The 26,959-nt window shown below is 74.1% G+C and carries 24 protein-coding genes; 8 read left to right on the top strand and 16 right to left on the bottom strand.

The window, feature by feature from the left end:
* Positions 1-286: 286 nt before the first annotated feature.
* The 3 genes from AC067J_RS33795 to AC067J_RS33785 form a co-directional block, all read right to left on the bottom strand.
* Complete coding sequence (locus tag AC067J_RS33795; RefSeq protein WP_478305752.1) at positions 287-1,090, bottom strand: DUF3710 domain-containing protein; 804 nt, start codon at positions 1,088-1,090, stop codon at positions 287-289.
* Between the two features lie 69 nt (positions 1,091-1,159).
* Entirely contained in the window at positions 1,160-1,627 is a 468-nt protein-coding gene (gene dut / locus AC067J_RS33790; RefSeq protein WP_478305750.1) for a dUTP diphosphatase, read from the bottom strand.
* Positions 1,624-2,202, bottom strand: a complete 579-nt coding sequence (locus AC067J_RS33785; RefSeq protein WP_478305768.1) for a PaaI family thioesterase — start codon at positions 2,200-2,202, stop codon at positions 1,624-1,626. Before AC067J_RS33785 ends, dut begins: the two co-directional genes overlap by 4 nt.
* Positions 2,203-2,337: 135 nt before the next feature.
* Here AC067J_RS33785 and AC067J_RS33780 point away from each other — a divergent pair, with 135 nt between their 5' ends.
* Entirely contained in the window at positions 2,338-2,787 is a 450-nt protein-coding gene (locus tag AC067J_RS33780) for a DUF3093 domain-containing protein (RefSeq protein WP_478305749.1), read from the top strand.
* Positions 2,788-3,089: 302 nt separating this feature from the next.
* Here the strand turns inward: AC067J_RS33780 and AC067J_RS33775 are convergent, their stop codons facing one another.
* The 4 genes from AC067J_RS33775 to AC067J_RS33760 form a co-directional block, all read right to left on the bottom strand.
* Positions 3,090-3,389, bottom strand: coding sequence for a DUF4193 domain-containing protein (locus AC067J_RS33775; RefSeq protein ID WP_327681335.1), 300 nt, complete (start codon positions 3,387-3,389; stop codon positions 3,090-3,092).
* A 590-nt stretch (positions 3,390-3,979) separates the two neighbouring features.
* Positions 3,980-4,963 (bottom strand): acyl-ACP desaturase, encoded by a 984-nt coding sequence (locus AC067J_RS33770; RefSeq protein ID WP_478305747.1) that lies wholly within the window; start codon positions 4,961-4,963, stop codon positions 3,980-3,982.
* A gap of 296 nt (positions 4,964-5,259) precedes the next feature.
* The gene (locus tag AC067J_RS33765; RefSeq protein WP_478305745.1) at positions 5,260-6,570 is read right to left on the bottom strand and encodes a sensor histidine kinase; all 1,311 of its coding nucleotides are present in this window, start codon (positions 6,568-6,570) and stop codon (positions 5,260-5,262) included.
* A 68-nt stretch (positions 6,571-6,638) separates the two neighbouring features.
* Complete coding sequence (locus tag AC067J_RS33760; protein WP_148642660.1) at positions 6,639-7,292, bottom strand: response regulator transcription factor; 654 nt, start codon at positions 7,290-7,292, stop codon at positions 6,639-6,641.
* A gap of 451 nt (positions 7,293-7,743) precedes the next feature.
* On the opposite strand from AC067J_RS33760, the gene AC067J_RS33755 reads away from it, so the two are divergent.
* On the top strand, positions 7,744-7,929 hold the full coding sequence (locus tag AC067J_RS33755) for a hypothetical protein (RefSeq protein WP_030301315.1): 186 nt from the start codon (positions 7,744-7,746) through the stop codon (positions 7,927-7,929).
* 152 nt (positions 7,930-8,081) lie between these two features.
* Here AC067J_RS33755 and AC067J_RS33750 read toward each other — a convergent pair whose 3' ends face one another.
* Together AC067J_RS33750 and AC067J_RS33745 are read right to left on the bottom strand one after the other, a co-directional pair.
* Positions 8,082-8,885: an inositol monophosphatase family protein gene (locus tag AC067J_RS33750; protein WP_478305766.1), complete on the bottom strand. Its 804-nt coding sequence runs from the start codon at positions 8,883-8,885 to the stop codon at positions 8,082-8,084.
* Between the two features lie 79 nt (positions 8,886-8,964).
* Positions 8,965-10,107 (bottom strand): ferrochelatase, encoded by a 1,143-nt coding sequence (locus tag AC067J_RS33745; protein WP_478305742.1) that lies wholly within the window; start codon positions 10,105-10,107, stop codon positions 8,965-8,967.
* 131 nt (positions 10,108-10,238) lie between these two features.
* On the opposite strand from AC067J_RS33745, the gene AC067J_RS33740 reads away from it, so the two are divergent.
* From AC067J_RS33740 to sepH, 4 genes are all read left to right on the top strand, one after another.
* Positions 10,239-11,495 carry an MFS transporter gene (locus tag AC067J_RS33740; protein WP_478305740.1) on the top strand — a complete coding sequence of 419 codons (1,257 nt, stop codon included), beginning with the start codon at positions 10,239-10,241 and terminating at the stop codon, positions 11,493-11,495.
* A 92-nt stretch (positions 11,496-11,587) separates the two neighbouring features.
* Entirely contained in the window at positions 11,588-12,910 is a 1,323-nt protein-coding gene (locus tag AC067J_RS33735; RefSeq protein ID WP_478305738.1) for a D-arabinono-1,4-lactone oxidase, read from the top strand.
* 88 nt (positions 12,911-12,998) lie between these two features.
* Complete coding sequence (locus AC067J_RS33730) at positions 12,999-13,739, top strand: hypothetical protein (protein ID WP_478305736.1); 741 nt, start codon at positions 12,999-13,001, stop codon at positions 13,737-13,739.
* A 649-nt stretch (positions 13,740-14,388) separates the two neighbouring features.
* Positions 14,389-15,465, top strand: a complete 1,077-nt coding sequence (gene sepH / locus AC067J_RS33725) for a septation protein SepH (protein WP_478305734.1) — start codon at positions 14,389-14,391, stop codon at positions 15,463-15,465.
* Between the two features lie 143 nt (positions 15,466-15,608).
* On the opposite strand, the gene AC067J_RS33720 is transcribed toward sepH, so the two are convergent.
* Complete coding sequence (locus AC067J_RS33720) at positions 15,609-16,469, bottom strand: sulfurtransferase (protein WP_478305732.1); 861 nt, start codon at positions 16,467-16,469, stop codon at positions 15,609-15,611.
* A gap of 153 nt (positions 16,470-16,622) precedes the next feature.
* Between AC067J_RS33720 and AC067J_RS33715 the strand changes: the two genes are divergently transcribed.
* Positions 16,623-17,369 (top strand): VOC family protein, encoded by a 747-nt coding sequence (locus AC067J_RS33715; RefSeq protein WP_478305730.1) that lies wholly within the window; start codon positions 16,623-16,625, stop codon positions 17,367-17,369.
* Positions 17,370-17,381: 12 nt separating this feature from the next.
* Here the strand turns inward: AC067J_RS33715 and AC067J_RS33710 are convergent, their stop codons facing one another.
* From AC067J_RS33710 to AC067J_RS33695, 4 genes are all read right to left on the bottom strand, one after another.
* A complete protein-coding gene (locus AC067J_RS33710; RefSeq protein WP_478305728.1) occupies positions 17,382-18,038 on the bottom strand; it encodes a thymidine kinase in 657 nt (218 codons plus the stop codon).
* Between the two features lie 33 nt (positions 18,039-18,071).
* Positions 18,072-19,256: an alkaline phosphatase family protein gene (locus AC067J_RS33705; protein ID WP_478305727.1), complete on the bottom strand. Its 1,185-nt coding sequence runs from the start codon at positions 19,254-19,256 to the stop codon at positions 18,072-18,074.
* Positions 19,257-19,389: 133 nt separating this feature from the next.
* Positions 19,390-19,989, bottom strand: coding sequence for a DUF5998 family protein (locus AC067J_RS33700; protein WP_478305725.1), 600 nt, complete (start codon positions 19,987-19,989; stop codon positions 19,390-19,392).
* A 93-nt stretch (positions 19,990-20,082) separates the two neighbouring features.
* A complete protein-coding gene (locus AC067J_RS33695; RefSeq protein ID WP_478305764.1) occupies positions 20,083-22,836 on the bottom strand; it encodes a bifunctional acetate--CoA ligase family protein/GNAT family N-acetyltransferase in 2,754 nt (917 codons plus the stop codon).
* Between the two features lie 356 nt (positions 22,837-23,192).
* Between AC067J_RS33695 and AC067J_RS33690 the strand changes: the two genes are divergently transcribed.
* Positions 23,193-23,474, top strand: a complete 282-nt coding sequence (locus AC067J_RS33690; protein ID WP_478305723.1) for an HPr family phosphocarrier protein — start codon at positions 23,193-23,195, stop codon at positions 23,472-23,474.
* Positions 23,475-23,622: 148 nt separating this feature from the next.
* On the opposite strand, the gene AC067J_RS33685 is transcribed toward AC067J_RS33690, so the two are convergent.
* Together AC067J_RS33685 and AC067J_RS33680 are read right to left on the bottom strand one after the other, a co-directional pair.
* Positions 23,623-26,193: an ABC transporter permease gene (locus AC067J_RS33685; protein WP_478305721.1), complete on the bottom strand. Its 2,571-nt coding sequence runs from the start codon at positions 26,191-26,193 to the stop codon at positions 23,623-23,625.
* Positions 26,190-26,942, bottom strand: coding sequence for an ABC transporter ATP-binding protein (locus AC067J_RS33680; RefSeq protein ID WP_478305762.1), 753 nt, complete (start codon positions 26,940-26,942; stop codon positions 26,190-26,192). Before AC067J_RS33680 ends, AC067J_RS33685 begins: the two co-directional genes overlap by 4 nt.
* Positions 26,943-26,959 lie beyond the last annotated feature (17 nt).

Genomic DNA, 26,959 nt, shown 5'->3' with positions numbered 1-26,959 from the left:
TCCTTCAGGCGGCTTTCACACCGGCCCTCCGGGCGCTTCGTTCTTTCGTGTTTCCAGCTTACCAGATGTTTTCCGCTCCGTTTTCCGGAGTTTCACTCACCCGATTTGCTTTCGTGTTTCCAGCTTATCAGACGTTTTCCGCCCCGTTTTTCCCGGAGTTTCATTCATCGGATTTGCTTTCCACTTGCCCCCGCTCTCTCGCGGCGACTCCGGAACTGTACGGGGATCCGCCCGCCACATGCAAATCGCCCCCGGCCGGCGGTGCGGACGGGGGCGATCGGCGTGCTCAGCGGACCTCGGTGATCTCCGGGCCGCGGGCGAACGGGTCCAGCGCGGCGCTGCCGAACCGGCTGTCGCCCTCACCGGAGGCCGCGACCGCGCCGCCGCCGTCGGCGACCATCTGCGCGTCCTCGGGGAGCTTCAGCACGATCGGGTCGCGGGGCGCCATCGGGCTCTCACCACGGACGACGACCGTCTGCCGGAAGACCTGCTCCAGGATGCCGCCCGCCTCGGGCTGCACCGCGGCCTGGCCGGAGATCACGCCGCGGAGGAACCAGCGCGGTCCGTCGCAACCGACGAAGCGCACCAGCTGGACACCCTGCGTGCCGTCCGGCAGCTGGACGGGGACCTGTGCACGGAGGTGCCAGCCCAGCGGGCCCTCCTCCTCCTCGACCACGCCGCCCTGCGAGGTGATGCCGTTGGCGATCTCCTCGCGGACCTCCCCCCAGATGCCCTCGGACTTGGGAGCCGCGAAGGCCTGCAGCTGGATGGCGCTGTTGCCGAGGACCAGCGTGGCGGCGACGATCGACTCGCCGGCCACCTCGACCCGGAGCTCCATGCCCTCGACACCGGGGACCAGCAGGCCCCCGAGGTCGACCCGGCCCTCCTCGGGATTCTCCAGCTCGGAGTGGTCCCACGGCCCGTCCGGACGCGGGGCCGGCGGCAGCCCGACGCGGTCCGTCGGGTCCAGGTCGGTCACGTTCTCGCTCTCGGCGGAACCCTCGACGTCATCGGCCGTCTCGTCGGCGCTGATGGCGTCGTCGGCGAGCTGCTCGACAGCGTCCTCGCTCTTCTGGCGACGACGGAACACGGTCACTGTCCTTCCCGGTCCAAGACCGATGCGAATACCTGCTCGGCTTCCTGCGAGGCCGCGGGCAGCCTAGACCGCGGCGTGGCCGCCGGTCGACCCGAACCCGCCCTCGGCGCGTGCCGACCCCGGCAGCTCGGCCACCTCGTGGAAGCGGGCCTTCTCGACCTGCTGGACGACCAGCTGGGCGATCCGGTCCCCTCGGCGGAAGCTGACCCCCTCGCGCGGGTCCAGATTGACGACGATCACCTTGATCTCTCCACGGTACCCGGCATCGACCGTCCCTGGGGCGTTCACCAGAGCAACACCGCAACGAGCTGCCAGACCGGACCGGGGGTGGACGAACGCCGCGTAACCGTCGGGCAGCGCAATGGCGACACCGGTGGGAAGGACGACCCGCTCGCCGGGGGCCAGCTCCGCGTCGACGGTGGTCCGCAGGTCGGCCCCCGCGTCGCCGGGCTGCGCGTACGCGGGCAGCGGCAGCTCGGGGTCGATCCGCCGGATCAGGACGTCCAGGGGCGGGCGGGGGGTGCTGGTCAAGGGTTCACCTCAAAGGCTCGGGCGCGCTGCATCAGGTCAGGGTCGTCGAGGACCTTCTCGATGTCCTCCGGACGACCGTGCTTGGTGAAGTGTTCCAGCTTCACCTGGATGAAGAGTGCCTGCGCGCGCACCGCGACCGGTCCGTCCGGTCCGCCGATCCGGGCCTCGGCGGCGCTGTAGACCTTCCGGCCGTGCACACCGGTCACCCAGGCGCGCAGGTGCAGCAGGGTGTCCACCGGCACCGGCGACAGGAAGTCGGTCTCCAGCCGGCCGGTGACGCCGGGGGCGTGCAGCAGCCAGTTGAGCGAGCCGAGGATCTCGTCCATGGCCGTGGTCAGCAGGCATCCGTGGGCCAGACCCGGGCCGCCCTGGTGCTCGGAGCGGACGGTGATCTCGGCGGAGACGTCCAGGCCCTCGCCGGCCACCGCGTCGATCCGCAGGCCGGAGGGGTGCTGCGGGCCGCAGCCGAAGCAGTGCTCGTAGTGCGAGCCGAGCCGGGTGCCCGGGGCGGGGGCCTGCGGGGCGCGCGGCGGGAGGACGGCCTCCGGCGGGGGCGTGGTCGGCGACAGCGGCATGGCCGGCGCCGGCGCGGTGGAGGGGGAGGTGGGGGCTATCGAACCGGTCACGGCGCCCCACCCTACCGAGCGGTAGGTGGGCGGCGGCCGGGGGTGCCGTCCCGGGCCGGGCGTAACGGCGCCCACAATGGGGGCATGTACGACGAACGCCTCACCGCGCCGCGCTCCTGGTGGTTGTTCCCGGTCGCGATCGGCCTCACGCTCGCGCTGATCCTGCTGCGTCTCAGCGCGGTGGGCGCGCTGGTCGGACTGGTGGTCGGCATCGCCGCCGGTGCGGCCGCGATCAGCAGTTACGGCTCGGCCCGGATCCGGGTGGTCCAGGGCTCCCTGGTGGCCGGACCGGCCCGGATCCCGGTGGACGCCCTCGGCGCCGCGCACCCGCTCAGCCCGGCCGAGGCCGTGGCCTGGCGCGGGCCGAAGGCCGATCCGCGGGCCTTCATGCTGCTGCGCAGCTACGTCCCGACGGCGCTGCGGGTCGAGGTGACCGATCCGGCCGACCCGACGCCGTACCTGTACCTGTCGACCCGCTCGCCGATGAAGCTCGCCGAGGCCCTGGACGAGGCCCGCCGGGGCGCCCGCGCCTGAGCGGGCCGGGCGGTGGCCGGTGCGGGCCGGGCCGACCCCGAGCCGGCCCCGAGCGGCCTTGCGCGGGCCTCACCGAGCGGGCCTGACCGGGCAGCCTCGCCGAGCGGGGACAACGGAAAAACGGAGAGGGACGGTTCCGCCTTCGCGGGACCGTCCCTCTGTATCTCCGTATGACCGTATGACTGGTGCGTCCGCCTCAGCGGCCGCCCGTGCTGCCGTCCGGCCCCGCTGCCCGGGGCCGGAAGGGGCGTAGTACCGGTCTCGCCGAACGCGCGAGGCCCGAGTCATGGCCGCCCTGGTCCTCAGGCGCCGCAGTCCCGGCAGATCGGGTTGCCGTTCTTCTCGCTGTACAGCTGGCTGCGGTGGTGGACCAGGAAGCAGCTCATGCAGGTGAACTCGTCGGCCTGCCGGGGCAGCACACGGACGGAGAGCTCCTCGTTCGAGAGGTCCGCGCCGGGGAGTTCCATGCCCTCGGCAGCCTCGAACTCGTCGACGTCGACAGAGCTGCCGCCCTTGTCGTTCCGCCGAGCCTTCAGCTCCTCGATGCTGTCCTCGTTGAGCTCGTCATCGGTCTTGCGTGGGGTGTCGTAGTCGGTAGCCATATTTCGCTCTCCCCCTCCGGGTTGTGCGGTGTGTGCGGTATCTCCAGCGCACGTAACGCATGGGGGGTCGGTCTTGTGCCCGACCCGAGGCGGAGATTTTGCCTTACTTCAAGCCCCGTTACTCAATCGACACTCAGCCGGGGGTCCGTTGGGGTGATCGACTCGGATGTCGGGGGCCTCACGCTGGGCCATCGCCGCGCCGCCTGAACGCCCCTGCGACGACCACGGAGAGTGATCAGCGGTCCGCGGGGCACCCGCCGAATCCCTTGCCCACCAGGGAAGCAGGTCAATCCTCCGGACCGAAATCGATCATCGATCCGCTCACGGACGGCGATCATCGGCCGCGGGGCCATGATCACGCTCCGGGGTCGGACCGCATCGCGGAGCGACACGGTGTGAGCTTGCTCACGTTCTGAATCTTCCCGGGCAAAACGTGGAAAATCCCCCCAACCGGAGCGCTTCGGTCCACGGCCTCCCGGCGCCCGAGGTTCGTGTCCGGCACACCGGTCGGCGGGCGGCCGCCAGGGCCACCCGCCGGACCGTCCACCGGACCGTTCGCGGGACCGCTCCCGCGCCGGCCGCCGCGTCGGCTACTGCGCCGCCTGGCGGGCCGCCCGGCGGGCCAGCAGCGCCGCCTGCCGCTCGTCGAACTTGGTCGCCTGGGCGTCCAGCCCGGCGAGGAAGACGCCGAGCTCCTCCTGGGCCCGCGCGCCCTCCGGACCGAGGCCGTCGATCTCCATGACCCTGAGGTGGCGCAGCACCGGCTGCAGCACGTCGTCGTGGTGGATGCGCAGGTTGTAGACGCCGCCGATGGCGATCTGGGCGGCGGCCCGCTCGAAGCCGGGGATGCCGTGGCCGGGCATCCGGAAGTCGGTCACCACGTCGGCGATGGCCCGCATGGCCTGGTCCGGGGCGATCTCCAGGGCGGCCTTCAGCAGGTTCCGGTAGAAGACCATGTGCAGGTTCTCGTCGTTGGCGATCTTCGCGAGCAGCTGGTCGCAGAGCGGGTCGCCGGCGTAGTGGCCGGTGTTGCGGTGCGAGATGCGGGTCGCGAGCTCCTGGAAGGCCACGTAGGCGACCGACTGCAGCATGCTGTGCGCGTTGTCGGACTCGAAGCCCTCCGACATGTGCGCCATCCGGGCCCGCTCCAGCTCGTTCGGGTCGACGGCCCGGGTGGTGAGCAGGTAGTCGCGGATCGCTATGCCGTGCCGGCCCTCCTCCGCGGTCCAGCGGTGCACCCAGGTGCCCCAGGCCCCCTCGCGGCCGAACATGGTCGCGATCTCGTGGTGGTAGCTGGGGAGGTTGTCCTCGGTGAGCAGGTTGACCACCAGCGAGACCCGGCCGAGCGGGGTCACCTTGGACTGCCCGAGCTCCCACGCCTCGCCGCCGAGGACGCCGTCGAAGTCGCGGCCCTGGCTCCAGGGGACGAACTCGTGCGGCATCCACTCCTTGGCGACCTTCAGGTGGCGGTTGAGCTCCTTCTCCACGACCTCTTCGAGGGCCAGGATCAGCCGGGCGTCGGTCCAGGTGCTCGAACCGAGCGAGGCGCTGCGCTGCACGGGGGCGATGGTCACGAGTCTGGCTCCTGGGGGACGGGCACGCGCGGGACGAGCGCGTTGGGACGGGCACGTCGGCTACGCACTTACGGTTGCGTAGGTTACGACACCGTAAGTTGCTCGGGCCGGAAAAGACAAGCCGCCCCCGCCAGGCCTTATGTCGTCTTGACAGGCCTGACGGGGGCGGCTCGGAATGGTCGGCGCACGGAGCTTGGCCGACCGGGACCGCGGAGACCGGCCCCGAGGGGGGCGTGGTGGCCCCTGGCGGGGGCAGGAGGGCCCGCGGAGGCTCCCGGTGGACCCTGGGGCGCGGTTCAGACGCCGGGGATGCGCACGCGCATCGTGAGGCCGCCGCCGGAGCGCGGGGTGGCCTCGATGGTGCCGTGGTGCGCCCGGACCACCGAGCGGACGATCGAGAGGCCGAGGCCGACCCCCTTGTCGCTGCGGGTCCGGTCGGCGCCCTTCACCCGGCGGAACGGCTCGAAGATGTGCTCCAGCTCGTACCCGGGGACGACCGGGCCGGTGTTGGAGACCACCAGCTCGCCGCCGCCCGGCACCGGGGCGGTGGTGATCTCCACCCATCCGCCGGCCGAGTTGTAGCGGACGGCGTTCTGCAGCAGGTTGAGCGCGATCCGCTCCAGCAGCACCCCGTTGCCCGCGACCGTGGCCGGGTGGAGCGTGGCGCGCAGCTCGACCTCGCGGTTGCCGGCCTCGGCCCGGGTCTGTTCCAGGGCCCGGGTCGCCACCTCGGAGAACTCCACCGGACGGCGGTCGGTCAGCTCGTTGTCGCTGCGGGCGAGCAGCAGCAGGCCCTCCACCAGCTGTTCGCTGCGCTCGTTGGTGGCCAGCAGGGTCTTGCCGAGCTGCTGGAGGTCGTTCGAGGCACCGGGGTCGGAGAGCTGGACCTCCAGCAGGGTGCGGTTGATCGCCAGCGGGGTGCGCAGCTCGTGCGAGGCGTTGGCGACGAAGCGGCGCTGGGAGTCGAAGGAACGGTCGAGGCGGTCGAGCATGTCGTCGAAGGTGTCGGCCAGCTCCTTGAGCTCGTCGTCCGGGCCGTCCAGCTCGATCCGGCGGTGCAGGTCGGAGGAGGCGACCTCGCGGGCGGTGCGGGTGATCCGGCCCAGCGGGCGCAGCACCCGGCCGGCCATCGCGTAGCCGGCCGCGAAGGCGATCACGGCGAGGCAGACCAGCACCGTGAGGGACTTGCGCAGCAGCGTGTTGAGGGCCGTGTCGGAGGCGGTCTGGTGCCGGTTGGCGAGGAACTGGTTGAACTGCTCGGGGGTCATCACCACGCCGTTGACGGTGGTGCCCTTCTCGAAGATGAAGGGCGGCGGCGCGACGTCGTGCAGGGCCTGGCGGAGGAAGAAGTACATGAGCAGCAGCAGGACCACGCCGGCCATCAGGAACATCCCGCCGTAGAGCAGGGTGAGCCGGATCCGGATGGTGGGGCGGAACGGCATCCAGGCGAGCATGCCGTCGCCGGGCACGTAGGTGTCGTGCGAGGGGCGGTGCAGCCGGGGGGCGCGCGGGGGGTGCACGGGCTTCGGCGGCACGGGCCGGGGTCCCGCGGCGCGCCCGCCGACGGGCGCGCCGGAGGGCCCGCCGGCCGGGGGCGGGGAGGTCATGGTGGTCCTCTCGGGGCGTCCGCCGCGGCGGCGGGCGCGATGGGGCCGGCCGCGGAGGGCCGGTGCGGTCAGATCCGGTAGCCGGAGCCCGGCACGGTGACGATCACCGGCGGGTCGCCGAGCTTGCGGCGCAGCGTCATCACGGTGACGCGGACGACGTTGGTGAACGGGTCCGTGTGCTCGTCCCAGGCCTTCTCCAGCAGCTGCTCGGCGGAGACGACGGCGCCGCCGGCCCGCATCAGGACCTCCAGGACGGCGAACTCCTTGGGGGCGAGCTGGACGGGCCGCCCGTCGCGGATCACCTCGCGGCGGCCGGGGTCGAGCGAGATGCCGGCCCGTTCCAGGACGGGGGGCAGCGGGACGGTAGCGCGGCGGCCCAGCGCCCGGACCCGGGCGACGAGCTCGCTGAAGGCGAACGGCTTCGGGAGGTAGTCGTCGGCGCCGATCTCCAGGCCCTCGACGCGGTCGCTGATGTCCCCGGAGGCGGTCAGCATGATCACCCTGGTCGCCAGGCCCTGGTCGACCACGCTGCGGCAGACGTCGTCACCGTGGACGAGCGGCAGGTCCCGGTCCAGGACGACCACGTCGTAGTCGTTGACCGCGATGCGCTGGAGCGCGGCCTCCCCGTCGTACACCACGTCGACGGCCATCGCCTCGCGGCGCAGGCCGGTGGCGACTGCCTCGGCGAGCAGCTGCTCGTCCTCGACGACGAGAACCCGCACGGTTGTTGTCCCTTCTCCAGGCCGGCCCCGGAAGCGGACGCGCGGCTCCGACGGTGCCTCCATCCTGCCTGGTCCTGCGGTAAAGCAGCGATAAGCTGCCCCGGAGGCACCGGTGGGCGGACATCCGGCAACGGTCCGGTGACGGTTCGGGTCTCCACCAGTCCGATTGGACTGTGACGCGGGCAACTTTCTCGCGCGGGGAGGTTTCCCCGCCCCGGGGGCGGGGAGGACAGCTGCACACCCGCGATCTGGCTGTAGGCCGATCGCACCCACCCGCCGTGCGTTCATCCGCGCCGGCCCTGGGGCTGGGGCGTCACCGGGAGCGGCCGAGGGCCGTCTCCGCGCCCGACCGGAAATCTTCACCGCCCGGCTCGGACGCTTCCGCTGACCACCACGACCTCGGGGCGGGGGACGCACGACCGTGCACGTCCGACACAGTAAGGGGGCCCGTATGGACGCCTTCACCGCCGGAATCCTGCAGCGCATCGCCAACGCCGAGCAGGACCTGCACCGCGCGATCGAGGCCGGGGACGAATTCCTGGCCGAGGTGGAACAGTCCGAGCTGGACGACCTCCGCCGGCTCGCCGCCGAACACGGCGTGGACACGGTGCTGGAACGCCACCGCACCGCCGCCTGACCGAAACCCGACCCGACGCCGGTCCTCCGGCACCAGCGGCCCTGAGGGGGCCGTGCGAAAACCCAGGCCCTGGCATCCCCCGTATGCCAGGGCTCTTCGCTGTCCCGGGGCAGGCCGCCGGGGCCGGCCCGTCCCGGGCGGGGGCGGGTCGGTCAGTCGGCCCAGGCCCGCAGGGCGGCGAGGCGCTCCTGGAGCGGCTCGTAGACGCCGGGCGCGGCGGCCACGGTCAGCGCGCCGTCCGGGCCGTGGCCGGGGCGGCCGCCGACCAGGGCGCCGGCCTCGGTGGCGATCAGGCAGCCGGCGGACCGGTCCCACGGGGCCAGTCCGCGCTCGTAGTAGCCGTCCAGCCGGCCCGCGGCGACGTCGCACAGGTCCACCGCGGCGGCGCCGCCCCGGCGGATGTCGCGGACCTCGGGCATCAGGGCGAGCAGCACCTCGGCCTGCCGGACCCGCACCGGCTGGACGTAGTTGAAGCCGGTGGCGATCAGCGCCTGGCCCCACGGCGGTGCCGGGCGGGCGCCGACCGGCGTGCCGTCCAGTTGCGCGCCGCGGCCGAGCACCGCCTGGAACAGCTCGCCGCGCGCGGGGGCGAAGACCACGCCGACCACCGCGCGGCCGTCCAGCTCGGCGGCCACGCTGACCGCCCAGGAGGGGAGCCCGTAGAGGTAGTTGACGGTGCCGTCGAGCGGGTCGACGACCCAGCGCACCCCGCTGGTGCCGGGGCGTTCGGCGCCCTCCTCGCCGAGGTAGCCGTCCTCGGGGCGGCGCTCGGTGATCAGTTCCAGGACCAGCTTCTCGGAGGCCAGGTCCATCTCGGTGACCACGTCGACCGGGCTGCTCTTGGTCCCGGCCACGCCCAGGTCGGCGGGCCGGCCGTCGAGCAGCAGGGCGCCCGCGCGGCGGGCGGCGTCCAGGGCGACGTCGAGCAGCTCGTCGAGCAGCGCGGGGTCGGGCAGCGCGGAGTCGGGATCGGCAGAGCCGGGCACGGCGGGTTCGGGCGCGGCGGGGCTGGTCACGGAGGTCTCCTCGGAGGGGTCAGCGCTCGGCGGCGGCCGGGCGGGGGGCGCGCGGGTTGGGGCAGCAGGCGACCGCGCAGACGTCGTGGCCGGGGCCGAGCGCCCCGAGGGCGCAGCGGGTCACCGGTTCGCCGCGCTCGGCGGCGGCCCGCTCCAGGACGAGTTCGCGGACGGCGGCGGTGAACCGGGGGTCGGCGCCTACGGTGGCGGCCCGGGCGACCGGCAGGCCGAGTTCGGCGGCCTTGGCCACCGCCTCGGTGTCCAGGTCGTACCGGACCTCCATGTGGTCGGAGACGAAGCCGATCGGGACCATCACCACGGCCGGGGCGCCGTCGGCGTGCTGGGCCTCCAGGTGGTCGCAGATGTCCGGCTCCAGCCAGGGGGTGTGCGGGGCGCCGCTGCGGCTCTGGAAGACCAGCTCCCAGGGGCGGTCCCGGACACCGGTGTGCTCGGCGACGGCGGCGGCGACCAGCCGGGCCACGTCCAGGTGCTGGGCGACGTACGCGCCGCCGGGGCGGCCGCGGGCCGGGTCGTCCGGGGCGCCGGAGGTCTCGGCCATGGCGTCCGGGATGGAGTGGGTGGTGAACGCCAGCCGGGCACCGGCCCGGACGTCCTCGGGCAGCCCCGCCAGGGCGGCCAGGGTGGCCTCGGCCATCGGCTCGACGAAGCCGGGGTGGTTGTGGAAGTGGCGGAGCTTGTCGACGGCGGGCACCGGCAGGCCCTCCGCGGCGAGCGCGGCCAGCGCGTCGGCGAGGTTCTCCCGGTACTGGCGGCAGCCGGAGTAGCCGGCGTAGGCGCTGGTGGTCAGGACGGCGATCCGGCGGTGCCCGTCGGCGACCATCTCGCGCAGGGTGTCGACCAGGAGGGGCGCCCAGTTCCGGTTGCCCCAGTAGACCGGCAGGCCGAGGCCGTGCTCGGTGAAGTCCTTGCGCAGCGCGGCCAGCAGCTCGCGGTTCTGCTCGTTGATCGGGCTGACGCCGCCGAACAGGAAGTAGTGCTTGCCCACCTCCCGGAGGCGCTCCTTCGGGATGCCCCGGCCGCGGGTGACGTTCTCCAGGAACGGGACGACGTCCTCGGGGGCCTCGGGCCCGCCGAAGGAGAGCAGGAGCAGCGCGTCGTACGGGGCGGCGCCGGTGGGGGTGGTGTTGCGCGCGTCGGACATGGCACCGATCCTGCCACTGCGGGACGGGGCACCGGTCCCGGGGCAGCCCCGGGTGCCCGGAAAAATCCCGTTTGCCAAGGTTCGTAGGCTGTCCATACCGGCCTCGTTCCTTACCCCCCTGCGGAGCTCCCGTGCTGTCCAGCTACCGCCAGATCTTCGCCGCACCCGGCAGTCTGGCCTTCTCGTCCACCGGGTTCATAGCCCGGCTGCCGATCTCCATGACGGGCATCGGCATCGTCACGATGCTCTCCGAGCTCAGAGGCTCCTTCGGCGTGGCCGGCCTGGTGTCGGCCACGATGGCGGTGTCCGCGGCGGTCCTGGGGCCGCAGGTCTCCCGGCTGGTGGACCGGCACGGGCAGCGCCGGATCCTGCTGCCCGCCACCGCGGTCACCGTCGCCGCCGCCATCGGGCTGCTGCTCTGCGCGCGGCTGGGGGCGCCCACCTGGACGCTCTTCGTCTTCGCGGCCGGGATCGGCGTGATGCCGAGCGCCGGGGCGATGGTGCGGGCCCGCTGGGCGCACCTCTACCGGGACCAGGCACCGCGGCTGCACACCGCGTACTCCTTCGAGGCGGTGGTCGACGAGGTCTGCTTCATCGTCGGCCCGATCCTCGCCGTCACCCTGGCCACCTCGGTGTTCCCGGAGGCGGGCGTGCTGCTCGCCGGGGTCTTCCTGACGGTGGGCGTGGTGCTGTTCGCCGCCCAGCGGAGCACCGAGCCTCCCGTGCACCCCTCCGCCCGGCACACCGGCACCCCGGTGATCCTCAACCGGGGCCTCCAGGTGCTGATCCTCACCTTCGTGGCGACCGGCGCGATCTTCGGCTCGGTCGAGGTGGTCACCGTCGCCTACGCCAAGGCCCAGGGGCACACGGCGATCTCCAGCGTGATCCTGGCGCTCTGGGCGCTCGGCTCCTGCCTGGCCGGCGTGGTGTTCGGGACGCTGAAGCTGACCGGGTCGATGGCCGGCCGCTTCCTCGGGGGGGTCGTGTTCATGGCGGTCAGCATGGTGCCGCTGCTGCTGGTCGCCGAGTCGGTGAGCGGGGTCGGCGGGCTGGTGGCGGTCGGCGCCGCGCTGCTGGTCGCGGGCATCGCCATCTCCCCCACGCTGATCACCGCGATGGCGCTGGTGGAGCGGCTGGTCCCGGCCGCCAAGCTGACCGAGGGCATGACCTGGACGACCACGGGGCTCGCCCTCGGCGTCGCCGCCGGCTCCTCGGCCGGCGGCTGGGTCGTCGACGCGGCCGGGGCGGCCGCCGGGTACTGGGTGCCGCTGACGGCCGGGGTGTTCGGCGTGGTCGCCGCGCTGGCCGGGCTGGGCCGGCTGCGGTCGGGGCTGGCCTCGCAGGAGGCCGGGCAGCCGGTCGCCCGGACCGTAGACCTCGAACGGTGACCTGACTTACCCTCCTCCCTACCCGCGGCCTACCCGCGGGTAGGGATCCAGGTGCGCCGACGCCGTTCGGCCACGGAGCAGGAGGCGCCGCAATGCCCCAGGCCAGTACCGCTGCCCGCACCCGCTGGACCAACTGGGCGGGCAACCAGAGCGCCCGCCCGGCCCGGGCGGTCACCCCCGGCACCGCGGAGGAACTGGCCAAGGAGATCCTGCGCGCCGCCGACCAGGGCCGGACCGTCAAGGCGGTCGGTTCCGGCCACTCCTTCACCTCGATCGCCTCCGCCGGGGACGGCGTCCTGGTCCGCCCGCACGCGATGACCGCCGTCCGGGAAGTCGACCGGGAGAACGGCACGGTCACCGTCGAGGCCGGGCTCCCGCTGCACCGGCTCAACCGGCTGCTCGCCGCGGCCGGCCTCTCCCTGACCAACATGGGCGACATCGAGGTGCAGACCGCGGCCGGCGCCACCAGCACCGGCACCCACGGCACCGGCCGGGACTCCGGCTCGCTCGCCGCCCAGCTCCGCGGGCTGGAGATCGTGCTCGCCGACGGCAGCGTCCGGCGCTGCTCCCCCACCGAGGACGCCCGGCTCTTCGAGGGCGCCCGGCTCGGCCTCGGCGCGCTCGGCGTGATCACCGCGCTCACCTTCGCGGTCGAACCGGCCTTCCTGCTCACCGCGCACGAACAGCCGATGGGCTTCGACGAGGTGCTGGAGCGGCTGGACGACCTGACCGCCGTCAACGAGCACTTCGAGTTCTACTGGTTCCCGCACACCGACCGCTGTTCCACCAAGCGGAACAACCGCAGCCAGGGGCCGGCCGCCCCGCTGCCGCGGTTCAAGGAGTGGTTGGAGGACGACTTCCTCTCCAACACCGTCTGGGAGGGCGCCTGCCGGGTCGGCCGCCGGTTCCCCGCCGCCGTGCCGACGATCGCCGCGGTCGCCAGCCGCGCCTGGTCGGACCGCAGCTACACCGACGCCGCGTACCGGGTGTTCACCAGCCCCCGCACGGTCCGCTTCACCGAGATGGAGTACGCGGTGCCGCGCGAGGAGGTCGGCGAGGTGCTGCGCGAGCTGAAGGCGCTGGTCGAGCGGTCCGACTGGCGGATCAGCTTCCCGGTCGAGGTGCGGTTCGCGCCCGCCGACGACGTGTGGCTCTCCACCGCGCACGGCCGGGACACCGCCTACGTCGCCGTCCACCTCTACCGGGGCACCGCCGAACAGGGCTACTTCACGGCGGTCGAGCAGCTGATGACCGCCCACCGGGGGCGGCCGCACTGGGGCAAGCTGCACACCCGGGACGCCGGGTACCTCGCCGACGCCTACCCCCGGTTCGCGGACTTCACCGCGCTGCGCGACGAGGTCGACCCGGACCGCCGGTTCGGCAACGACTACCTGCGCCGGGTCCTGGGGGCGTAGGCCCCGCTACTGTCCCGGCTGCCCCTGCTGCTGCGGCTGCGGCTGTTCCGGCGCCGCCGGGGCGGGGGCCGGCGGCGGGACCACGGCGGTGCTCGGGGCCGGGGGCTTCGGGCTCGCGCCCCCGGACGGCTCGGCGGAGGACCCGCCACCGGACGGCGTGGACGGTTCGCCGGAGGGGCGGGCCGACGGCGTCGTCCCCGTGCTCCCGCTCGCGCCGGGACTGGGCTCCGCCGAGGGGGACCCGCTGCCGCCGCCCGTCCCGGTACCCGCGCTCGGGCTCGGGCTCGGACCCGCCCCCTGGCCCGGACGCTCCGACGCGCCGCCGTCCCTGCCCGCCGAGGGCGAGGACCCGGCGCCGCCCGCCCCGGAGGACGGGAGGGAGGAGGGGCCGCCGCCCGAGGGGCCGCCGTCCGACGGGGCGGACGGCTTCCGGTCGACCGTGCCGCCCAGCGAGGTGCCGGTCCCCGACCCGCCCTTCACCGTCGCCGACACCGGCTGGCCGGTGGCCAGCTCGAACGCCAGTATCGGCACCATCGCGAGCGTGAAGACCAGCGCGGAGACCGTCGCGTACGACTTCCAGGTCCAGCGCCGACGCGCCCGGACCACCTGCGGGGAGTTCCACTCCGCGGAGGGCGGAGCGGCGGGACCCGCCGGCGCCGGTCCGGGTTCGGCCACCTGCCGCAGCCCGTTCGCCACCTGGCCCGGTGCGGCGGTCCGGTCCACCGCCTCGCGCAGCTGCTCGCCGGTCCTCCTGAAGAGGTGCTGGAACACCGCGCTGCCGGTGGTCGCCCCGACACTCACCACCGCCGCGCCCAGAATGGTTCCGTAGACCCCGAGTTCGGACGCGAGTACCGCCCCCACCACGGTGGCCAGCGCACTCGCCGCGACCTGAGCCACACTCAGATCAATTCGCTTGCGACCTTCCTTGCCGCCCTCCTCGGCGGGCTTCTCCTCCGGCATCGACATCCCTCGGGTCAGTACGACTGTCTTTCGAACAAGTCACTCCATCTTGCACAAAGAAGGACACAAGGGTCGAAAATGCGGTTCTGCTTGGGAGATATATGTGAAGATGATCACCGTTCACCGGGTGATCCTCGGCCATTGGGGTCGCACGCTCTTGAGATTCCCGTGAATCGCGGGAGACTTGAGCGGCGAGCCGCCCCTTTGGATGCCACGAATGGAGTACTGTTCGTAAAGCCTGAGCCTTGGGTCGACTTGTCGACTGCCCATCAACTGGGCAGATTGACAAGGAGCCACGGCACAGGCACGCACGGCGACGCCCGTCCCGGATCGTCGCGTCACTGCGCGTGCGAGGACGGCCGGGACACCCAGGCGCGACGTCGACGGATGACGTGGCAAAAAGGCAACCGTGCCACAGCGGCGTGACCGGGCGTGAGCCCGACACGCCGGGGAACTCAGCAAGGTTGTGGCCAGTCGCGAGCGGGCAGGCCACACTCAGTACGGGAGCAGCGACGCAGGTGACGTCGGCAGGCACCACCCGGGAGGTAACCGTGCCCGAACTGCGGGTTGTGGCCGTCAGCAACGACGGCACACGGCTGGTGCTCAAGGCCGCCGACAGCACGGAGTACACCCTCCCCATCGACGAGCGGCTGCGTGCCGCCATCCGTGGTGACCGTCCGCGCCTCGGCCAGATCGAGATCGAGGTGGAGAGCCACCTCCGCCCCCGGGACATCCAGGCGCGGATACGAGCCGGTGCCTCCGCCGAGGAGGTCGCGCAGGCGGCCGGCATCTCCGTCGACCGCGTCCGCCGTTTCGAGGGTCCGGTCCTGGCCGAGCGCGCCTTCATGGCCGAGCGGGCCCGGAAGACCGCGATCCGCCGGCACGGCGAGTCCTCCGGACCCCAGCTGGGCGAGGCGGTGGCCGAACGGCTGGCGCTGCGCGGCGCGGAGAAGGACACCGAGCGCTGGGACTCCTGGCGGCGCGACGACGGCACGTGGGAGGTCATCCTCTCCTACCGGGCCGACGGCGAGGGCCGCAGCGCGGCCTGGACGTACGACCCGCCCCGGCGGCTGGTGCAGCCCAACGACGACGAGGCCCGCGCGCTGATCGGCGAGAACGTCGAGCGCGAGGAGGAGTCGGTCTTCCCGTTCATCCCGCGGATCGCCCGGCTCCCTCAGGACCGGCCGCCGCGGCCGATGATCGACCGGCCCTCCGCCGACCGGATCATGTCGTCCCGCGAGGTGCGCGAGTCCCGCGAGGCGACGGCCGAGGCGAGGGACTCGCTGACCAGCCTGCTGGACGTCGTCCCGGCGTTCCGGGGCGACCTCGCGGTCGGCGCACCGCCGTCGATCGAGCCGGTGCCGGCCGAGGTCGCCGAGGAGGCCGAGGAGCCGGCGGCCGCCGCTCCCGCGGTCGGTGCGGGCTCCGCGTACGCGGACATCCTGATGCCGCGCGCGGTCGCGCCGCACCGGGAGCGCCTGGTCGGCACCACCGACCGGCAGGCCGAGGCGGACGGCGTCCGGCCCGGCCGACGGGCCACCGTGCCGAGCTGGGACGAGATCGTCTTCGGCAGCCGGCGCAAGAAGCAGGAGTAGTACCCGCGGGCGTGACGACGTGAAGGGGAGGGAGGCCTCGGCCTCCCTCCCCTTCGTCGTGCGCCGCACCGCCCCGCCGACCTGCCGTCGCGCGGTCGCGCCGTCGCTGGGTCGCGCCGGCGCGCGGTCGGGTGCAGGCGGGATCAGCCCGGCTGGTCGGTGACCGCGACCGGACGGGCCTCGTCGCCGGACCACTCGCTCCAGGAGCCCGGGTAGAGGGTGGCCGGCAGACCGGCCACCGCCAGGGCCAGGATCTGGTGCGCGGCCGTCACCCCGGAGCCGCAGTAGACGGCGGTCTCCCGCTCCCCCGCGCCCAGCGCCCGGAAGCGGGCGGCGAGTTCGGCGGGCGCCAGGAACCGGCCGTCCGGACCGACGTTCTCGGTGGTCGGCGCGGAGACCGCGCCCGGGATGTGCCCGGCCCGCGGGTCGATCGGCTCGGTCTCGCCCCGGTAGCGCTCCCCCGCACGGGCGTCCAGCAGCAGACCCGCGCGGGCCCAGGCCGCGGCACCGTCCGCGTCGACCGTCGGCAGCTGCCCCGGGACCGGCTTGAAGTCGCCCTCCCCGGCGGGCGGCAGCTCGGTGCTCACCGGCAGGCCGGCCGCCCGCCAGGCCGCGAAGCCGCCGTCCAGCACCCGGACGTCCGGGTGGCCGGCCCAGCGCAGCAGCCACCAGGCGCGCGCCGCGGCCAGCGAGGTCGCACCGTCGTACACCACCACCGGACGGTCGGCGCCGACGCCGAAGCCGCGCAGTGCGGCGCCGAACTCCTCCGGATCGGGCAGCGGGTGGCGGCCGCCGCGCCCGGGCGGACCGGCCGGGGCGGCGAGCTCCGCGTCCAGGGCCACGAAGTGGGCACCGGGCAGGTGGCCGGCCGTGTAGTCCTCGATCCCGGGCGGGCCGCCGAGCTGCCAGCGCACGTCGAGCAGGACCGGCGGACGGTCGGAGCCGAGCGCCTCCCGCAGGGCGGTCACCGAGACCAGCGGGGAGTCATCGTGATGGGTCGTCATGGCGGCCATTCTGGCGCAGCCCGACCGGGCCGGCGCTCTTTGTCCGGTCTTTGCCGGACTTTCCGCGCGGCCCGAGGGTTCGACGCGCGCCACGGTGGAAGCATCACCCTCACTGCGCCGTTTCGTGCGCCTACCGCCCGTGAGGAGACTGTCATGCCCGCGGTGACGCTCCGGCTGGCCCAGGGCACCCCGTGCTGGGTCAGCCTGATGACCGACGACCTGCCCGGTGCCCGGACGTTCTACGGCGAACTGCTCGGCTGGAGCTTCGCGCCGGGCCCCGCCCAACTCGGTGAGTACGTCCGCGCCCGGCTCGGCGACGAGCCGGTGGCCGGCCTCGGCGAGTCCGCGGTGACGGGCTTCCCCGTGCAGTGGACCACGTACTTCGCGGTGGACGACGCGGACCGGGCCGCCCAGTCGGTGCGGGAGTGCGGCGGAACGGTGGCGGTCGGGCCGCTCCAGGCGGAGCGGGCCGGGCGGCTCGCGATCGCCGCCGACGTCTCCGGCGCGGTCTTCGGGCTCTGGCAGGGCGAGGAGCACCCGGGCCGGGAGGCCGGCCGGGAGCCGGGCGGGCCCGCCTGGGCCGAGCTGCTCACCCCGGACGCGGACGGCGCGGCGGGCTTCTACCGCGCGGTGCTCGGAGTGTCGGCGGCGCCGGCCGACGGCGGATCGGCCCTGCTGGTGGGCGGCCGGCCGGTGGCCGGGATCCGCCGCGGCGCGGAGCTGCGCGGCCACCCGCCGCGCTGGCGGGCCCACTTCGCCGTGCGGGACGTCGAGTCGACGGCGCGGCGGGCGGTGGACCTGGGCGGCCGGGTGCTGGTGCCGCCGCAGGACACGGTCCGCGGCCGGACGGCCCGGCTGGCCGACCCGCGCGGCGGGCACTTCTCCGTCCTGGAGGGCTAGGACGGGGCCGGGTTAGGCCTGCTGCTCCTCGAAGGGGAGGACGTCCGGGGAGAGGACGGAGGCGCGGGCGGTGGCGGCGGTGAGCCGGCGGCGGTGGTGGCGGCGGCAGAGCACCTCGTAGCCGACCTCGTCGTCGCGGACCGAGATGTCGCCGATCACCACCTGGGCGCCCTCGACCACCATCACGCCCCCGACGGTGCGGGCGTTGTGGGTGGCGCGGGCGCCGCACCAGCAGAGCGCCTCGACCTGGAGCACCTCGACCCGGTCGGCCAGCTCGATCAGCCGCTGCGAGCCCGGGAAGAGCCGGGTGCGGAAGTCGGTGGTGATCCCGAAGGTGTAGACGTCGATGTCGAGTTCGTCGACCACCCGGGCGAGCTGGTCGACCTGCTCGGCGGCGAAGAACTGGGCCTCGTCGCAGATCAGGTAGTCGACCCGGCCGCCGGCCGAGAGCCGGTGCACGATGTGGGCGTGGAAGTCGAAGTCGTCGGCCACCTCGACCGCGTCGGCGCGCAGGCCGAGGCGGCTGGAGATGGTGGCCTTTCCGGCCCGGTCGTTGCGGGTGAGGATGATCCCCTGCCGGCCGCGGGCGGCGTGGTTGTGGTCCATCTGGAGCGCGAGCGTCGACTTGCCGCAGTCCATCGTCCCCGAGAAGAACACCAGTTCAGCCATGGGTGGTGCAGAGGCCTTTCAGATCAGGGGAGTTCAGCTGCGGACTTCGAGCAGCGGCACGAACTGCTCGACCGGGGTCATCGAGCCGTGCAGGCCGATCATCGCGGACTCGCCGGGTTCGTTGCGGGAGGCGGTGATCGCGATGTCGTCGCGGGCGGCGGCGACCACGTCGCCGATCCGGTGGTAGACGCGGTCGTCCACGACCGGGCCGAACCAGCCGGCGGCGATCGCCTGGTCGCGGGTGGCCACCCACATCCGGTCGCCGAGCACCTCGCTCCAGACCGTGTGGACGTCGGCGGCCGCGCCGGGGACGGCGTAGACGTGCCGGGCGCGGCCCTCGCCGCCGAGCAGTGCGACGCCGGCGCCCAGCTCCCAGTCCTCGTCGAAGTCGATCCGGTCCTCCGGGGCGATGTCGATCATGCCGTGGTCGGCGGTGACGTACATCGCCGAGCGCGGGGGCAGCTGTTCGGCGAGCCGGCGGGCGAGCCGGTCGACCGCGTCCAGGGTCATCCGCCACTCGTCGGAGTCCACGCCGAAGCGGTGCCCGGCGCCGTCCAGTTCGCTGACGTACGTGTAGACCAGCGCGCGGTCGTGCTCGGCCAGCCAGGCGGCGGCCAGGTCCATCCGCTCCTCGCCGGTGGTGCGGCCGAGGAAGCTGCCGCCGGAGAGCGCCACCCTGGTGAGCGGGGTCTGGGCGAACAGCGGGGAGGAGACCTGGGCGGTGGCCACCCCGGCGGCGTGGGTCTGCTGGAAGACGGTCGGGTACGGCTGCCAGGCGGCCGGGTCGGTCGGCGGCTGCCAGCGGAGCTGGTTCATCAGGTGGCCGGAGCCGGGGACCGCCACCGTGTAGCCGGCCAGGCCGTGCAGGCCGGGCGGGGTGCCGGTGCCCACCGAGGCCAGCGAGGTCGCGGTGGTGGACGGGAAGCCGGCGGTCAGCGGGCGGCCGGTGCCGCCGAGCGAGCCGGCGGTCAGCGAGGAGAGGAACGGCGCGTACTCGGGGTGGCGCAGCAGCAGCTCCCAGCCGAGGCCGTCGACCAGGAAGACCACCACGCGGTCGGCGGGCGCGATCGGCAGCGTCGCGGTGAAGCCGGGGACGCCGAGGCCGGCCGCGACCGAGGGCAGCAGGTCGCAGAGCGAGCCGCTGCCGTAGGGGGGCGCGGGCGCGGTGGCCGGGTCGAGGAGTTCGAAGGCGTCGTAGCCGTCGGGGGCGAAGGACATGGTGGCGGGGGTGGCTTCCTGGCTGGCCGGTACGTCACGGGCGCGGTGGCGGGGCCGCGTCCGGGCGTGCGCCGGTGCGGGTCGGTCCGGGGCGGGGGTCCGGGGCGGACCGGTCCGGTGGGTGGAGCCGGGCTCAGACCCGGGGGCCGTCGTTGATCGTCGCCTCGGAGAGCGCGCGGGCGAAGACCAGCGCCTGGGCGACCGTCTCGGGGCCGTCGCCGGCCTCGCTGACCCGCAGCGACAGGTCGTCGGCGGTGGCCGAGCCGGTGTAGCCGTGGTCCGCCTCGCAGTTGGGGTCGGAGCAGCCGGCCGGTTCGAGGTCGAGGCGCTGGACGGCGCCCCAGCCGATGGTCAGCACGACCTCGCGCGGCAGGGTGCCCGGGGTGTAGGTCTCCGGGTTGGCGACCATCCGGCTCACCACGACGGAGTTGATCCGGTCCAGCCGGACGCTCTCGGTGGAGGTGGTCGCGAACGGGACGGCGGGGGTGGTCGCGTCACCGGTCTGCTCGTCGGTGTGGCTCACCACGAAGCGGGTGGGGGTGAGGACCAGCACGGTCACGTGCCGGCGGACCTCGTTGGCGTCGAAGGTGGTCTCCTGGTGCACCAGGTAGGAGCTGATCGGTTCGGGACCCACCGCGGACTCCACCGCCTCGGACACCAGGGCCGGGTAGTAGCCGCTGCGCTCGATCGCGGAGCGCAGGTCCTGCGTGGTGGTGGTACCGGTCTTCGCCATAACTCCATCCTGGCATGGTCCGCCGACGAAGCGGGCGGCACGGCGCCGAGCTTCGGACAACGGCGCCCGCGGTCCGGACGCAACCAAGGAAGGTTACAGCGTGCTCATGGCGCGCGGGCCCAGATCACTGCGGACCGGCAGGGGCGCGATGCGCACGCGCGCCCCCAGGATCGCCAGCCCGTGCGGGGCGACGACCACCGGTTCGAGGTCCACCGAGGCGACCTCCGGCAGGTCGTCGACCAGCCGGGACACCCGGAGCAGCAGCTCCTCCAGGGCACCGGTGTCGACCGCCTCGGCGCCGCGCCAGCCGAACAGCAGCGGGGCCGCGCGGACCTCGCGCACCAGCCCGGCGACGTCCTGGTCGGTGGCCGGAACCAGTCGGTGGGCCACGTCACCGAGGAGTTCGGCGGGGGCGCCGGCCAGGCCGAAGGAGAGGATCGCGCCGACCGCCGGGTCGACGGTGGCGCCGATCACGGTGTCCACCCCGCGCGGGGCGAGCCGCTGGACCACCAGCTCGGCCTGGGCGGCCCCGCCGAGCAGGGCGTCCAGTTCGCGGTGGGCGCGGCGCAGGCCGGGTTCGCCGGTCAGGTCGAGCCGGACGCTGCCGAGGTCGGGGCGGTGGCGCAGGTGGGGGGCGGTGGCCTTGAGGGCGACGGGGTAGCCGAGGGCCGCGGCGGCCCGGACGGCGGTCTCCTCGTCGGGGGCGGGGAGGGTCGGCGAGACGTCGATGCCGTAGCGGGCGAGCAGTGCGACGGTGTCGGTGTCGGGCAGGGTGATCCGGGCTCCGCCGGGCTGGGTGCGGGCGGCGATCGCGGCGCGGGTGGAGAGCGAGGCCTCGACCAGGTCGCGGGCGCCGGCCTCGTCGATCCGGTCGAGTTCGGGCACGCGGGCGGTCTCCTCGGCCTCGGCCATCCGGCGGCGCCAGTCGGCGTAGTGGACGGCGTGGGAGAGCGCGCGGACGGCCCGTTCGGGCGCGGGGAAGGCGGGGATGCCGCCGGGGCGCAGCCGGGACGGCAGGTCGGTGAGTGCCAGGTGGGCGAGGAGCAGCGGCTTGCCCAGGGTCCGGGCGCGGGTGCCGGCCTCCAGCAGGGCGGCGGCGATCTCCGGGTCGTCGGAGCCGACCTCGGGGTCGTCCGGGCCGGTGAGCCGGCCGCCCATGAAGGCGTGCGCGGAGGTGCCGATCGGGGGGATGGCGACGGCGATCACCGCGTCCACCGCCGGGTCGTCCAGGGCGGTGTCCAGGGCGATCCGGAAGTTCTCGCCGGTGGCGGCGGTGGTGAGGTCGACGGGGGTGCGCGGGCGGAGGCCCGCGGAGAGGCAGGCGTCGTGGGTGAGCAGCCCGAGCGAGTCGGAGTTGCCGACCACGGCGACCCGGTCCCCGGGCGGCAGCGGCTGGAGGGCGAGCAGTTCGCCGGTGTCGTACAGCTCGGTGATGGTCTCCACCCGGGTGACGCCGGCCTGCTGGAAGAGGGCGTCGACGGTGGCGTCGCGCAGGCCGGTGGCGGTGGGCGGGACGGCGTGGCCGGGCGGGAGGCTGCCGGTGTGGCGGGCGCCCTTGACCACGACGACGGGCTTGGCCTGGGCGAGCCTGCGGGCGATCCGGGTGAACTTGCGCGGGTTGCCGAAGGACTCCAGGTAGAGGAGGACGACGTCGGTGGCCGGGTCCTCCTCCCAGTACTGGAGGAAGTCGTTGCCGGAGACGTCGGCGCGGTTGCCGACCGAGGCGAAGGAGGAGATGCCGAGACCGCGCCGGTGGGCGGACTCCAGCAGGGCGACGCCGATCGCGCCGGACTGGCAGAAGACGCCGAAGCCGCCGCGGCGGGGCAGGACGGGCGCGAGCGAGGCGTTCAGCGGGCGCTCGGGGTCGGTGGAGATCAGGCCGAAGGCGTTCGGGCCGATCACCCGCATGCCGGCCGCGCGGGCCTGGCGGACCAGGGCGCGCTGGCGGTCGCGGCCCTCGGGGCCGGTCTCGGCGTAACCGGCGGTGACCACCACCAGGCCCTGGACGCCGTGGGCGCCGCACTCGGCGACGGCGGCGGGGACGGCGGAGGCGGGGACGGCGATCACCGCGAGGTCGACCGGGCCGGGGATCTCCAGGATCGAGCGGTGCACCGGGACGCCGTCCAGCTCGGTGCCGGGCGGGGCGCCGCGGTTGACCGCGTGGACGGGCCGGTCGTCACCGGCGAAGCCGGCCAGCAGGTCGCGCAGCAGGGCCCGGCCGACGGTCTGCGGGTTGCGGGAGGCGCCGATCACCGCGACCGAGCGCGGCGTGAGCAGCCGCTGGACGGAGCGGGCCTCGGCGCGGTGCTCGCGGGCCCGCATGACGGCGAGCGAGGCGGCGGTCGGTTCGAGGTCGAACTCCAGGTGGACGACGCCGTCGGCGAAGCTGCGGTGCTGGGTGTAGCCGGCGTCGGTGAAGACCTTCACCATCTTGCGGTTCTCCGGCAGCACCTCGGCCTGGAAGCGGCGGATGCCGCGCTCCTGGGCGACCGCGGCAATGTGCTCCAGCAGGGCGGAGGCGACGCCGCGGCCCTGGTGGGCGTCCTGGACCAGGAAGGCCACCTCGGCGTCGGTGCCGGTCTCGGAGGGGCGGCCGTCGGCGTCGATGCGGTCGTAGCGGACGGTGGCGATGAAGCGGTCGCGGACGACGACGGCGAGGCCGACCCGGTTGACGAAGTCGTGGTGGGTGAAGCGGCGGACGTCCTTGTCGGAGAGCCGGGGGTAGGGCGCGAAGAAGCGGAAGTACTTGGACTGGTCGGAGACCTGTTCGTAGAACTCGACGAGGCGGCCGGCGTCGGCGGGGGTGATCGGCCTGATCCGGGCCGTGCCGCCGTCGCGCAGCAGGATGTCGGCCTCCCAGTGCTGGGGGTAGTCCGGCTCGGTCGGCGGGCCGTGCCGCCGGTCCGGCTCACCCCGGCGGGGCGGCTGGTCCGGCTGGTCCGGCTGGGGGGGCGGTGCCGCGGAGTCGTCCACGTTCGTCAGGTTATCCGGCGCCGGGCCGAATGGCGCCGGACGTGCGTAGGAGGCAGGGTGGACAGGGCCGTTGGCCGGGGATTATGCGATCGGTTATGCCCCCGAAAGAAACAATCACAAGTCCCGAACGCGGCGTCTCGAAGGGGTCCGCTGCGTGCAACACTGGTCTAGACAACATGGCCGATTCCCCCATCACGGCCGTGACCAGCTTTACCGGAAAGGCACGTTTCATGGCTGAGCGCCGCGTCACCATCGGTTGGGCCGAGGGCCTGCACGCCCGTCCCGCCTCCGTCTTCGTCAAGGCCGTGACGGCCACCGGCGTGCCGATCACCATCGCCAAGCCGGGCGGCAAGCCGGTCAACGCCGCCTCCATGCTCGGCCTGCTCGGCCTGGGCGCCCAGGGCGGCGAGGAGGTCGTGCTGGCCTCCGACGCCGAGGGCGCCGACGCGGCCCTGGACCGCCTGGCCAAGCTCGTCCAGGAGGGCCTGGACGAGCTGCCGGCCGCGGCCTGAGCCGACCGCCTCCGCGCACGCGCCGGAGCCCGGGCCCCGTTGGTCGGGGGGCCCGGGCTCCGGCGTGTCCGCGGCACCGTCGTGTCCGCGGCACCGTGTTGTCCGCGGTTCCGTGCTGTCCGCGGCACCGTCGTGTCCGCGGCTCCGGTCAGCCGGCCGCGATCGCCCGCAGGATGTCCAGCCGGGCCGCCCGGCGGGCCGGCCGCAACCCGGCCACCGCGCCCGCCACCAGCCCGGCGACCAGCACCACGGACAGCTGCAGCGGCGGCACGGCGAAACTGCCCGTCCCCTCGGTGTCGGCCGCCCGCACCAGCGCCCAGCCGAGGAACGCCCCCAGGCCCAGGCCGCCGATCGTGCCGAACAGCGCCACCAGCACCGACTCCCAGCGGACCATCGCCCGCAGCTGGCTCCTGGTCTGCCCCACCGCGCGCAGCAGCCCCAGCTCCCTGGTCCGCTCGTGCACCGCCAGGGTCAGCGTGTTGGCGATCCCCAGCAGCGCGATCAGCACCGCCAGCGCCAGCAGCGCGTAGACCACCGACAGCATGATGTCGACCACCGAGGCCGCGCTCTTCGCGTACTCGGACCTGGTCTGCACCGACGGATCGCCGAACGGCTCCGCCGCCTTCACCACCGCCGCCTTGCCCGCCGCGAGCGAGACGCCGTCCCGCAGCGCGACCGCCACCAGCGAGTCCGCGTCCTGGCCCTTGTGCGGAGCCCACGCCTCCCGGGTGATCAGGTAGTCCCCGGTCAGCTCACCGCCCTGGTAGAGCGCCTTCACCGTGAACGGCGCCTCGGCACCGTCGCTGAACCGCACCGGGAGCCGCGCGCCCACCTGCCAGCCGTGCTTCTCCGCCTCCGTCCGGGAGACCGCCAGACCGTCCGGGCCCAGCAGGAGCGAACCGTCCACCCGGCCGAGGTCGACGATGCCGGACAGCTTCGTCGGGTCGGTGACGTCCAGCGTCCGGCCGTGGCCGTCCACCCGGGCCACGCCGCGGCCCAGGCCCACGCTCTGCTCCACCTCCGGCAGCCCGCCGATCGCCTCCGCCAGCTTGGGGCTCAGCCCGCCGCCGCGGAACCCGCCGGTCGAGACCGCGAGGTCCCCGGCGAAGGTCTTCTTCACCGTGTCGTCCATCGTCGCCTTGATCGACGCGCCGAACACCGTGAACAGCGACACCACCGTGACACCCACCATCAGCGCGCTGGCCGTCGCCGCCGTCCGCTTCGGGTTGCGGGCCGCGTTCCGCTCCGCCAGCACACCCGGCATCCCGCGCAGCCTCGGCAGCGGGGCGCCCAGCACCCGCACCACCACGGTCGCGAACACCGGACCCAGCACCACCACGCCGAGCAGCGTGGCCAGCGCACCGCCCGCGGTCAGCGCCACCGACGGCCCGTTCGTCGCACCGGTGACCGTCGCGGCCACACCGGCCGCCACCAGCAGCGAACCGACCGCCCAGCGGATCCGGCCCGCCCGGCCGTCCGCCGCGGTGTCCACGGCCACCGCCCGCATCGCGGCCAGCGGAGCCGTCCGGCCCGCCCGGACCGCCGGCAGCACCGCCGAGCCGACCGCCGTCACCGTCCCCACCAGCAGCGGCAGCGCCACCGAGACCGCACCGATCACCAGCCCGCCGGTGGGCAGGTTGAAACCGATCACCTTGAACAGCGACTTCAGCCCCGCCGCCACCCCGATCCCGCCGAGCAGACCGGCCACCGAAGCCGCCACACCGACCGCGACCGCCTCCGCCAGGGTCGCCGCCAGCACCTGGCCGCGCGCCGCACCCAGCGCCCGCAGCAGCGCGTTCTCCCGCGTCCGCTGGGCCACCACGATGGCGAAGGTGTTGTAGATGGTGAAGGTCGCCACCAGCAGGGCGATGCCCGCGAAGACCAGCAGCAGGGTGGTGAACATCGTCAGGAACCGGCTCGACACCTGGTCGGTCGCCTCCTGGGTGACCTTCGCGCCGGTCACCGCCTCCAGCCCGGACGGCAGCTTCGCGGACAGCGCCGACACCAGCTCCTGCTGGGACACCCCGCTCGCCGCCCGGAACTGGATCGAACTGGCCTGGCCCTGCCCCTTCGGCGTCAGGTACCTCTCGGCGTCCGCCAGGGTCAGCCCGGTGTAGGTGTTCTGGCCCATGCCGTCGGCCTCCGGACCGAAGGTCGCGATCCCCACGATCCGCACCTTCACCGGATCCGGGGTGCGCAGCAGCGTCGAATCACCCACCGCCAGGCCGCCGGCCTTGGCCGCGCCCCGGTTGATCACCGCCTCCCCCGGCTGCTCCGGCGCCCGGCCCTCGGCCAGCCGGTACGGGTTCAGCCCGCCGTCCGCCTGCCAGTAGCCGGCCAGGGTGGGCGGCCCCTGACCGCCCACCGCCTTGCCGTTGCTGCCGATCAGCTGGCCGAAGCCCTGGACGGCCGGCTCGGCCGCCGCGACGCCCGGCACCGAACGCAGCTGGTCGGCGAGCGCGAGGTCCACCGGGGCCCGGACACCGCCCGGGGTGTTCTCGGTGTCCATGACGTCGGCGCTGCGCACCACCGCGTCGGTGCCGCGGTTGGCGTCAGCGAACAGGGTGTCGAAGCTGTTGCGCAGGGTGTCGCCGAGGACCAGCGTCCCGGCCAGGAAACTCACCCCGAGCATGATCGCGGTGAACGTCCCGGCCAGCCGCCGCTTGTGCGCCGCCAGCGAGCGCAGGCTGATCCGGAGGGTGGCGGTGGCGCTGCTCATGACCGGACGCCTCCCCGGCCGGCGCCGGAGCCGCGTTCGAAGGCCTTCATCCGGTCCAGCACCCCGTCCGGGGTGGGCCGCTCCATCCGGTCCACCAGCCGGCCGTCGGCGAGGAACAGCACCTCGTCCGCGTAACCGGCCGCGGTCGGGTCGTGGGTGACCATGACCACGGTCTGGCCCATCTCGTCCACCGCGCGGCGCATCAGCTCCAGCACCTCGGCGCCCGTACGGGAGTCCAGGTTGCCGGTCGGCTCGTCGGCGAAGACCACCTCCGGGCGGCCGGCCAGCGCGCGGGCCAGCGCGACCCGCTGCTGCTGGCCGCCCGAGAGCTCGGTCGGCCGGTGGCCGAGCCGGTCCCGCAGGCCGACCGCGTCGATCAGGGTCTCCACCCAGGCCTCGTCCACCGTCCCGCCGGCCAGGTCGACCGGCAGGGTGATGTTCTCCCGGGCCGTCAGCACCGGCACCAGGTTGAAGGACTGGAAGACGAAACCGATCCGCTCCCGGCGCAGCAGCGTCAGCTTGCGGTCGCTCAGCCCGTCCAGCTCGGTGTCACCGATCATCGCGGTGCCGGCGGTCAGGCGGTCCAGCCCTGCCGCGCAGTGCAGCAGGGTGGACTTGCCGGAGCCGGAGGGGCCCATGATCGCGGTGAGCCGGCCGGCCGGGAACCCGACCGTCACGTGGTCCAGGGCGCGGACCTCCGTCCGGCCGATGCCGTAGACCTTCACCGCCTCCGAGACCTGGGCCGCCATCCGGTCGGTCCCGACCA

The organism is Kitasatospora sp. NPDC042419 (assembly GCF_056437345.1).
This window is presented reverse-complemented; position numbering and strand designations above follow the sequence as displayed.

Coding starts and splice junctions, on each gene's coding strand:
- AC067J_RS33735 (WP_478305738.1), top strand. CDS start 11,588: ATGCCCCAGGCCAGTACCGCTGCCCGCACCCGCTGGACCAACTGGGCG.
- AC067J_RS33705 (WP_478305727.1), bottom strand. CDS start 19,256: ATGTCCTTCGCCCCCGACGGCTACGACGCCTTCGAACTCCTCGACCCG.
- AC067J_RS33745 (WP_478305742.1), bottom strand. CDS start 10,107: ATGTCCGACGCGCGCAACACCACCCCCACCGGCGCCGCCCCGTACGAC.
- AC067J_RS33715 (WP_478305730.1), top strand. CDS start 16,623: ATGCCCGCGGTGACGCTCCGGCTGGCCCAGGGCACCCCGTGCTGGGTC.
- AC067J_RS33765 (WP_478305745.1), bottom strand. CDS start 6,570: ATGACCTCCCCGCCCCCGGCCGGCGGGCCCTCCGGCGCGCCCGTCGGC.
- AC067J_RS33680 (WP_478305762.1), bottom strand. CDS start 26,942: ATGGCGGCCCAGGTCTCGGAGGCGGTGAAGGTCTACGGCATCGGCCGG.
- AC067J_RS33780 (WP_478305749.1), top strand. CDS start 2,338: ATGTACGACGAACGCCTCACCGCGCCGCGCTCCTGGTGGTTGTTCCCG.
- AC067J_RS33720 (WP_478305732.1), bottom strand. CDS start 16,469: ATGACGACCCATCACGATGACTCCCCGCTGGTCTCGGTGACCGCCCTG.
- AC067J_RS33685 (WP_478305721.1), bottom strand. CDS start 26,193: ATGAGCAGCGCCACCGCCACCCTCCGGATCAGCCTGCGCTCGCTGGCG.
- AC067J_RS33700 (WP_478305725.1), bottom strand. CDS start 19,989: ATGGCGAAGACCGGTACCACCACCACGCAGGACCTGCGCTCCGCGATC.
- AC067J_RS33690 (WP_478305723.1), top strand. CDS start 23,193: ATGGCTGAGCGCCGCGTCACCATCGGTTGGGCCGAGGGCCTGCACGCC.
- AC067J_RS33785 (WP_478305768.1), bottom strand. CDS start 2,202: ATGCCGCTGTCGCCGACCACGCCCCCGCCGGAGGCCGTCCTCCCGCCG.
- AC067J_RS33775 (WP_327681335.1), bottom strand. CDS start 3,389: ATGGCTACCGACTACGACACCCCACGCAAGACCGATGACGAGCTCAAC.
- AC067J_RS33755 (WP_030301315.1), top strand. CDS start 7,744: ATGGACGCCTTCACCGCCGGAATCCTGCAGCGCATCGCCAACGCCGAG.
- AC067J_RS33710 (WP_478305728.1), bottom strand. CDS start 18,038: ATGGCTGAACTGGTGTTCTTCTCGGGGACGATGGACTGCGGCAAGTCG.